The 9,072-nt window shown below is 46.5% G+C and carries 11 protein-coding genes; 10 read left to right on the forward strand and 1 reads right to left on the reverse strand.

Annotated elements, in window-relative coordinates:
* From LY28_RS18565 to LY28_RS18605, 10 genes are all read left to right on the forward strand, one after another.
* The coding region (locus tag LY28_RS18565) for a topoisomerase C-terminal repeat-containing protein (RefSeq protein ID WP_242981428.1) at window positions 1-1,015 on the forward strand (1,015 nt) is incomplete at its 5' end.
* Window positions 990-1,397, forward strand: coding sequence for a hypothetical protein (locus tag LY28_RS18570; protein WP_110463661.1), 408 nt, complete (start codon window positions 990-992; stop codon window positions 1,395-1,397). The genes LY28_RS18565 and LY28_RS18570, both read left to right, overlap by 26 nt.
* A gap of 670 nt (window positions 1,398-2,067) precedes the next feature.
* The gene (locus tag LY28_RS19295) at window positions 2,068-2,205 is read left to right on the forward strand and encodes a hypothetical protein (protein ID WP_165835633.1); all 138 of its coding nucleotides are present in this window, start codon (window positions 2,068-2,070) and stop codon (window positions 2,203-2,205) included.
* A gap of 146 nt (window positions 2,206-2,351) precedes the next feature.
* Window positions 2,352-3,194, forward strand: coding sequence for a conjugal transfer protein TrbL family protein (locus LY28_RS18575; protein ID WP_110463662.1), 843 nt, complete (start codon window positions 2,352-2,354; stop codon window positions 3,192-3,194).
* Window positions 3,195-3,201: 7 nt separating this feature from the next.
* Window positions 3,202-3,426, forward strand: coding sequence for a hypothetical protein (locus LY28_RS18580; RefSeq protein ID WP_110463663.1), 225 nt, complete (start codon window positions 3,202-3,204; stop codon window positions 3,424-3,426).
* On the forward strand, window positions 3,423-3,764 hold the full coding sequence (locus tag LY28_RS18585) for a hypothetical protein (RefSeq protein ID WP_110463664.1): 342 nt from the start codon (window positions 3,423-3,425) through the stop codon (window positions 3,762-3,764). The genes LY28_RS18580 and LY28_RS18585 overlap by 4 nt, the downstream gene beginning before the upstream one ends.
* Complete coding sequence (locus LY28_RS18590) at window positions 3,761-4,963, forward strand: hypothetical protein (protein ID WP_110463665.1); 1,203 nt, start codon at window positions 3,761-3,763, stop codon at window positions 4,961-4,963. Before LY28_RS18585 ends, LY28_RS18590 begins: the two co-directional genes overlap by 4 nt.
* Before the next feature lie 7 nt (window positions 4,964-4,970).
* Window positions 4,971-5,648, forward strand: coding sequence for a CpaB family protein (locus tag LY28_RS18595; protein ID WP_110463666.1), 678 nt, complete (start codon window positions 4,971-4,973; stop codon window positions 5,646-5,648).
* A gap of 18 nt (window positions 5,649-5,666) precedes the next feature.
* Entirely contained in the window at window positions 5,667-6,827 is a 1,161-nt protein-coding gene (locus LY28_RS18600; RefSeq protein WP_110463667.1) for a CpaE/TadZ family protein, read from the forward strand.
* Window positions 6,824-7,246 carry a beta-sandwich lipoprotein gene (locus LY28_RS18605; protein WP_110463668.1) on the forward strand — a complete coding sequence of 141 codons (423 nt, stop codon included), beginning with the start codon at window positions 6,824-6,826 and terminating at the stop codon, window positions 7,244-7,246. The genes LY28_RS18600 and LY28_RS18605 overlap by 4 nt, the downstream gene beginning before the upstream one ends.
* A 362-nt stretch (window positions 7,247-7,608) precedes the next feature.
* On the opposite strand, the gene LY28_RS19860 is transcribed toward LY28_RS18605, so the two are convergent.
* Window positions 7,609-8,958 (reverse strand): collagen-like domain-containing protein, encoded by a 1,350-nt coding sequence (locus LY28_RS19860; protein ID WP_422785023.1) that lies wholly within the window; start codon window positions 8,956-8,958, stop codon window positions 7,609-7,611.
* Between the last annotated feature and the right edge of the window lie 114 nt (window positions 8,959-9,072).

Raw genomic sequence — 9,072 nt, forward strand, 5'->3', positions numbered from 1 at the left:
TTTTGATATCCAAGAACAAAAGGAAACGGAGAGTGATGTGCTGTTGGAAGAAATCTTATGTATCAACTGCAAGAAACCGATGAAGGGGGATGATAAAAAATGGTATTGTGAGTGCGGTATGACAGTCTGGAAGGTAACCTCAGGGAAGCTGTTGTCACCTGTGCATTTAAAGCAGCTCATGGAGCAGGGTCAGACAGAAATACTGAAATTCATATCAAAAAAGAACAAGCCTTTTAAAACAAGGCTTGCGGTAAACGACACAAGGGTTGAATTTGACTTTGACACCGGCAGCGGGGAGGGTGATGAATCCTCAAGATATATGGCGCTTGACAGAAAAGAGATCCGGGTCAGAGTTGAATCGGCACAGCCCGGTATAGTGGATTTGACAATAGAGAGTATTGATATGCCCAGATTCTTTCAGCGAATAAACTTCGGACTGGGCTCAACGAGAGAAGCGGAATGCATGGGTATTATAGTGGCCGCTGACTATGCAAGGTTCTATATTCCCGAATACGGGGAAAAAACAATGCGGATTCAGGTAAACTCGGAGGAATTTTCAAGCTACATATTAAGGGAGACAAAGCCCAGAGACAAGGAAATGCAGTTCCTAATACAATTTGCATGGAAAAAGCTGAATGAATTCAGAGCCTTTGAAGCTGTGTACACTCCCAAAAGGAGAAGAAAAACCGACGGCGGCAATGTATCCAGAAAGTTTCCCTTCGGCATCTTTCCCTGGCTTGAAAAGGTCATCGAAAGTCAGGGACAGGAGGAAAACATCCGGGTGTTTCTTCCACATAATCCTGCCGTGTACAGGCAGTTTAAAGCCTCCTTCCATGTGGCGCAGCTGCTGGAGGTTGACGATGATGAATACCTGATATACGAGGTTCCCATAGAGCTGGAGAGAGCACTGGACACATGGTTTTCAATGGTTGCCGGAAGTACGTCTGATACAATAAAAATAAATACAGAAAGTGAAGGGAGTAAAACAAATGAAGCAAAATACCCAGCCGAATAAAACAGGACAAATTAATACTACAGAGCAGAATGAAAAGCTGCGGCAGGATAAGGATATCCAAAGAATAAAGCCGGTGACAAAAACAAAGCAGGTACAAAGGCAGATTAAAAGAAGGACAAAAACATTTGGGGAGAAAGCATACAAAGCGTACATAGCACTTACGATATCCCTGTACTCACTGCTTTATTGCAAATCGGATGCCTCTGCCGGTAATTTTGAAACCAGTATTTTTGCCACCGGTACAAAAAGCCTTGCCACTGATATCGGCAAATGGCTGATGATTATAGCTCCCATAACGGGAGGCCTTGTTGGAGTGTACTTCTTTATAAGGAGGCAGGCAGCTGACGAAATGGATCAGAGTGCAGCGACACGTTGCTGCTAATAAACTTGTTTCAGGCTTGCGCCCAAAACAAGGTAAAAACAGCGGAAAAGCAAATGCTTTTCTAACTGGTATTCCGATGAGTGGAATGATAGGGTAACGCCTTAAAACGCTCCCCTGATACTACGACAAAAGGGTGGTTTTGCAACGAATCTGCCCTGATGCAGCTCGTTGAAGTCGGCTATATGCACTCGCTATATCGACAGCGTTCAAGCGAATGCACCGTTATGGCAAAAGCAAACCAGAGGTGGTTGTGAGTGTTAGGCCGGGGGTCTATAAAATGCCTATGGTGAGAATGTAGCGGAAAGCTACTGACAAAAAGTCCGAATGTACGGGTCTAAACCATTGGGCGGTGGAAAACGCCGCAGTTACTTAATTGTGATGTGCGTGGGGTAAAGTAAAATCTTTTGGTTATGAAATTCCCTATACCGTTACAGGCGGTATTATCGTGAACTTGTTCACGTTGCACACAGGCTCATAGGACAGCCTAAAGGCATATATGAACAGATAGGAATATCGGAACGTGGAAAGGTCGGAACGTGGAGCGGTTGCACGCATTGAAGCGTTGGCAAGGAAAGCAGTGTCGCCAAAGGTGCTGTATAACTTGCCTTTATCCGGCTGAAAGAGCAGTCATAGTACCTGTGAAGCCGTGAAAAAAGTAAGCGGCGGAGGGATGGACTGTAGTCGTAATACATATTACGATGGAAAGCCGGGTGATGGGAAACTATCATGCCTGGTTTGGGGCGGGGGAAAAGACGGAGATAAAATCAAAGTCTTACCTATCGTCATAGAAGTGGAACGACAGAATTAAGGATACTATAGTATCAACACTAGGTGCGGTACTTGTTTCAGCGGCAATCACACTTATTGCATCATATTATGGGAAGACGGCAACGGTGGGCTTCTGATAACAAATCGTAAGGCATCGTAAAAAATCTTTAAATTGGGGGTGATAAATTGGATAAAATACTTGAGCTGCTGTTTTCCCCGATAATAAACGACGGTGCGGAATTTCTTGGGAGACTTTTCAGTAATCTTGACCAGGTTACTCTTCATGTTGAATATACCCTTTGGGGAGCAAACTACAATAACGATATCATGGCAACGGCACTGGCACAGGTTCAGAAGCTGTGTCTGGGTATGGCAGTTGCAATGATAATACTTAAATTTCTGAAAAAGGGCTTTGAAACATATGTGCTTTGGACTGACGGTGATGCGGATGCTGATCCTCTCTTACTGACCTCAAGCTTTTTTAAGGCACTTGCCACAGCAATGGCATTTCCGGTCCTGTACGGATTCCTAAGTGACATAACGGAGGATTTTACAGAGAAGGTCAGGCTGGCGCTGGGGGTATCCTCGGAGTGGAAATGGTATGAACCGAGCAGCTTGCTGAGTACGGGCCTGTTTAATCTGATAGGGTTTCTTGTCGCAATAATACTTCTGATGATACTTTATATGCAGTTCATAAAAAGAGGCGTGGAAATGTTTGTGCTGAGAATGGCATTTCCCATAGGCTGCATAGGCCTGATGGATTCCGACAAGGCAATGTACAAGGCTCTGTGCCAGAAGCTGTTCCAGTGTGCTGCGACAATTGTTGTTCAGGTGGGGCTGTCGCAGCTGGCACTGAGCATAATAATCTCAAAGCATATATGGGCGGCGATAGCGGTAATAGCAGCCGCACTGGGTACACCCAAATTCCTTCAGGAGTTCATGGTGCCCAGCAGCGGCATGGTAAATTCCGCTACGGTATACCAGGTATCAAGGCTTGTTCAAATGACAAGGGGGGTACTGAAAAGATAGGAGACATATGGATATTATAAAGGAAATATCAAAATGGCTTATGCCTGTTTGTATTACCGGCTGTGCGGCAAGAGCCGTTTATTGCCTGATACAGTCAAACGTCAGCGAGGAGGATGCGCCCATGTTCAAAAAACGTGCAAAGCATGCAGTGAAATTCGCAATAATGGCGGCACTGACGGAAGCGGTAAAACAGCTGGCAGAAGCATATTTCAACGGAGGCAAAAGCATATGACGGAAAATGAAAGCATAGACACCCTTTACATTCCGGCAGGACTCAAAACGGAAAAGGAAATATACAGCGGCTTCGGGAAAAGTGAATTAATACAGGCTGTAACAGGGGCAACGGGTATAGCAGTAATCGATATACTTTTTTCTCTTGTTATATTTAATAATCTGCCGGCATTCATAATAATACTGCTGATGGGAATATTCGCAAGCGTAATGTGTGTGCAGAAGGATATAACAAACCTCTCTGTGCTTGATATGGCGGTGAACCTGTACAAATACATGCGTTCACAAAAAACATACTATTATAAGGCAATAGATGAATGGAGGTGGAATCAGCAATGAAAACAGGCGGAATATTTGAAAGCAGGGAAACAAAGGATAACATAAACAAATTCCTGAAGCAGTTTAATATAGAAATAGCCTATGACATGGAGGAGCTGCTGAAAAATCCTGCCGGGATAAATAGCAGCGGTGATATGGAGGCTGTAATAATACATGAGGCGGCAGTAAAAAAAGAACAGTGCAAAAAGCTGCTGTATAATATAAGGTCGCTCCTGCCCGAGGTGCTTATACTATGGTGCTGCAAGGAGCAGGACAAGGACCCGCAGTTTGAGGCATGGGCATTCAGTGCGGTCGGCCTCAGGGACATCATATACATAAATGAAAAGGGAGAGATAGCGGTAAACCTTATGCTGGATGCATTAAACAGCGAGCATGAACGGCTGAAAAGGCTGGAGGAGGAAAAAAATCAGAAAGCCGGGCCAGATAACATCAGCAAAAGGGACAAACAGCCGGTAAAGCCCAAAATAGTGGAAAAGGTGGTTGAGAAAAAAGTAATAGTCGAAAAGGAAATAATAATAGACCGTCCGAGAGTTGTGAAGGGGCTGCTGAAAATAGCAGCCTTTTCCGTATCTCCGGGCGCAGGCAGCACAAGCATGGCGGTAAGGCTGGGAGAGTATCTGGGCAGCCTTGGGAAAACCGCTGTGATAGAAGTTGATAAATCAGATTCATTACAGCATGCAAAGCTGATTCCAAACTGTGAATACAGGTCACTGCCAAGACAGGAGGATTTGGATGATGCAATGTATGAGCTCTACCGCTGCGGCTTCAATATCATAATAACGGATTACGGCTGCCTGTTTAAAACAGGGACGGACGGAACACTGGACGAAAAAAACGAAAGCGCTGTAAATCGCATCCTGCTGAGAGAATTCATAAAGGCGGATGTAAAAATAGGAATGGCATTTACGGCACCCTGGCATATAGGAAGGCTAAAATTCTTTGCAAGGGGAAGTACGGAATTTGAAGGGCTGTGCGGAAAGCCCTATGAAGAAATGTGCTTCCTGACCGACGGGGAAACAGCAAGAGCGCAGAAAATACTGCACGGAGTAAGATGCTTCCCCAGAGCTTCGGAAATTGATGCCCTTATCAGGATACTTCTGCCGGAAATAGCTCCGAAGCAGCAAAAACAGCCTAAAAAAATATTCGGCATACTGCCAGGGTTTGATGCTTGGGCTTCAAACCTTGGCTACAGGAGGTAATAGGAAAATGAGGCAAAAATTAAAAGGAATACTGGGAATACTGATAATGCTTGCGGCACTGGCGGCAACCTATCTATGGGTGACAAAGGGGCAGCCGGCACTGGAAACAGAAACACTGCTGGTAGCACAAACAGATATACCGAAGGGAACAGTCATTGAAGATGCGGGAATATATTTCAAGCCTGAAAAAATAGGCATGGCCTCGGCAGTGCAGGGAGCCTTGAAGCCGGAGCAGGCAAGCTATATAACCGGAAGAACAACAGAAGGCTTCATACCGGCCAACGGACAGGTTACGCAGAAAAGCTTCTCGGAAAACAGCCTGATACTGAAAGAAAACCAGTTCATATTCAGATTGCCGCCCGAATGGGTATACACAATCCCGTCATCAATACGGCGGGGAGACAAAATCAGCATATATGAAATAGACAGCAGGATAGAAAGCAGACTGAGCGCAGGAGAGGAAGCGGAAACAGTACTGAAGGGAGGCTATGAGGCAATACTTGAAACAACAGTGGAATACGTAAAGGACGGTACAAACAGAGAGGTAACAGACACAAATGGAAGCAAACGTCTTGACGGAACCTCCCAGGTATCCGCAATAGAAATAATCTGCACCAGAAAGGAAACACAGGTGCTTGAAAGCAGCATACTGGCAGGGAAAAAGCTTATAGTAGTGTACCGGTAGAAGGGGGATAAAAATAAAATGAACAGCATAACACTAATAACAAATGACATCGAGCTTTACAATATATTTTTAAACTATAAAATGTTTGACAAAGTAAGCATAGCCTCGGCAATACACAGGGAAGCCGAATATGACAGCCTTATAGTGTCAGACCGGATGTGCGGTATAAACGAGCTGGTACAGCATGCTGAAAACGGAATGAAGGCAAACAAAATAGTATATCTGTTAAGCTCAAACAAGAGCAGTCAATACAACACCCTGACTGCTCTTTTAAAATCCCATAGCATCAGTGTGCTGCCTCCTAAGCTGACAGACAGCCAGATACTTTCAAGATTCTGCGAGCTGATAAACCTGAGGGAACGGAAAATAAACAACGTGGCAGTACTATTCGGAGCAGATTCAAAAGTGGGAACCACACTGACGGCATTAAGCCTTGCCGGAAATCTGGCCGAAAGAAGCGAGGGAACAGTAGCATTCCTGAATATGTCGGGACACATAGCCTATTCATATGCGGACAGTGATGACGGAAAAGGCTTGGACAGCATAAGGTCAAAGGTATTCAACAAAATACTGTCACAGGATGAGCTAAGGCAGGCAATGCTTCAAAGTGAGGAAATAAAAAACCTGTACATACTGCCGCCCTGCAAAACCCTGATAGATTTCAAATACTATACGACAGATCACATAGAGTATGTAATAAGCATGGCAGCCGGCATGTTTGATATCGTAATAGCCGATGCAGGCTGGTATCCCAACAACGCACTGTATTTCGGCGCGCTCAACTCCACTCCCAACAGATATATGGTAACAACGCAGCAGCAGTCAAGCCTTGCAAACCATCTTACAATCAAGAAGCAAGCCCTTGATGAATACGGAATCACCTCAAGAAAGCAGGAAGGGGAAACAAAAGAAAAAGCGCCTGAGAGCATTCTGCTTATAGCCAACAGGTACAGCGAGCAATTAAGTTCAAATATCCTGAAAGAATATGACATGGTACAGGCGGTCAACCTTCCGAATGTGCCGATGGCGGTAAGCCGTGTTGATGAAGGAGTCAAATCCCTTAGAGGCTTGAACAAGAACTATGACCGCCAGCTTGACAAGCTTGCCAATCTGGTTGCAATACAGACGGAATACAGCCTGAAGCAAAAGAGCAAGGGAAGGAGGCTGTTTGGAAGATGATAGGCATATTTAAGTGGATTGAAAAAAAGAAACTTCAAACCGTAATTATAACAATTTTAATAAGTGGCATGATTCTTGCAGGGTGTACCGAAAGGCAATCAGATGTAGTCAGCTACAATTTATCACTTGAAGCAGATAACTTCAATGTGGCTAGAAAATTGACTGTGATAAATCAAAGAACAGACACAATATTATTTCAAATGACCGGCAATTTTTCTATCGAAAAAGAAACAGATGGGGACTTGGCGGTTATAGGGGAAGATGATGACGGCCGCTATTATAAGCATTTCGTATATTTATCCAGCGAAATCAGCTATATAGTTGAGGACATAGGAAAAACAGAAGTAAATAAGCATAAGTATCAGATTAATTTCAATCCTCGGATGATTATTCCTGTTGAGGCAACTACAATTGATTAAAATGCTGTTTGAATAGTGTGCAGCAGAGCTGCGGAAAGGTGAGGATTGCATGGGAAGAGTTAAATTATCGGAGCTTAATAAAGATGCTGATGTTTTGGTTTGTTGTTGGTCTACTGTAAACACGGTGATGTACAAAAATTGTTGAGAGAACTTGGACATGGTGATTGGCTTGATAAGCAGATAGAACAAAACATAAATGATTTTGAGGAATCGTAATATATTTGAATGTCGATCTCCTAGGCCTCATATGCTCTTGAAAAGAAAAAACCACAGGAGTTGTAACCTGTGGCTGTTTCTGCAGTACTTGAAAGCAGTAGAGAGTGTGGCTTGCTTGAAAATCTGATTGTAAGCTTCCGTTTATACTAATCTGAGATTTTTATGATGGATAGTGTGGTAGTGTTTCCACCGGGAACTAGAGCTAAGCTAAGACTTGACGTACTTGAGGCAGCAATAGCAATTTCTGTGGCGCTTGCTAGTGAAAGAATCCCTGTGGCATTGACAAGGGTTTGATCAGTAGCAGAGATTGATTGGGTAACCTCCATTTCGACATACCCTGTTTGAGTATTAACATTGTATAGGCCAAAAACAATCGAGTTAGAAATTGTTTGCTGCAGGACATTCACCCTGTAATTGATCCAGTAAACGCCTGACTCCATGATTATAAAGCCCGTGCCTGTGGCTGTTACGTTGCTTTGCGGCCCGTTGGTTGCTACAGGCAGGTATGCAGGGGTACCCGCAGTAATCACAATTGGGCCGGGAAGCACGGAGAACGCGGTACCGTAAGTGTCAAGTTCACCTGCACCGGTAGGACCGGTTGCTCCAGTAGCACCTGTTTCGCCTGTAGCACCATTAGCACCGGCAGGTCCAGTAATACCAGCGGGACCAGTAGCGCCAGCAGGACCAGTAGGACCGACAGGGCCAGTAGCACCAGCGGGACCAGTAGGACCTATAGGACCAGTAACACCAGCAGAACCGGTAGTACCAGCAGAACCGGTAGTACCAGCAGGACCAGTAGGACCAGTAGAACCGACAGGACCAGTAGCGCCGGCAGGACCAGTAGCGCCGGCAGGACCAGTAGCGCCGACAGGACCAGTAGGACCGACAGGGCCAGTAGCACCAGCGGGACCAGTAGGACCTATAGGACCAGTAACACCAGCAGAACCGGTAGTACCAGCAGAACCGGTAGTACCAGCAGGACCAGTAGGACCAGTAGAACCGACAGGACCAGTAGCGCCGGCAGGACCAGTAGCGCCGGCAGGACCAGTAGCGCCGACAGGACCAGTAGGACCGACAGGGCCAGTAGAACCGGCAGGGCCAGTAGAACCGGCAGGGCCAGTAGAACCGGCAGGCCCAGTAGCACCAGCGGGTCCAGTAGGACCGCCAGGGCCAGTAGAACCGGCAGGGCCAGTAGCACCATCAGCGCCAGTAGCGCCAGCGGGACCGGTAGCGCCAGCGGGACCGGTAGCGCCAGCAGGCCCAGTAGAACCACCGCCAGGGCCAGTAGCACCGGCAGGACCAGTAGAACCGACAGGACCAGTAGCACCAGCGGGTCCAGTAGGACCGCCAGGGCCAGTAGCACCATCAGCGCCAGTAGCGCCAGCGGGACCAGTAGCGCCAGCGGGACCAGTAGCGCCAGCGGGACCAGTAGCGCCAGCGGGACCAGTAGCGCCAGCAGAACCAGTAGCACCACCGCCAGGGCCAGTGGGACCTATAGGCCCAGTAGCACCAGCAGGACCAGTAGCACCAGCAGGCCCAGTAGAACCAGCAGGCCCAGTAGAACCATCAGCACCGGTAGCACCAGCAGGGCCAGTAGAACCGGCAGGACC

It is taken from the genome of Ruminiclostridium sufflavum DSM 19573, from assembly GCF_003208175.1.
Classification (GTDB): domain Bacteria; phylum Bacillota; class Clostridia; order Acetivibrionales; family DSM-1351; genus Ruminiclostridium; species Ruminiclostridium sufflavum.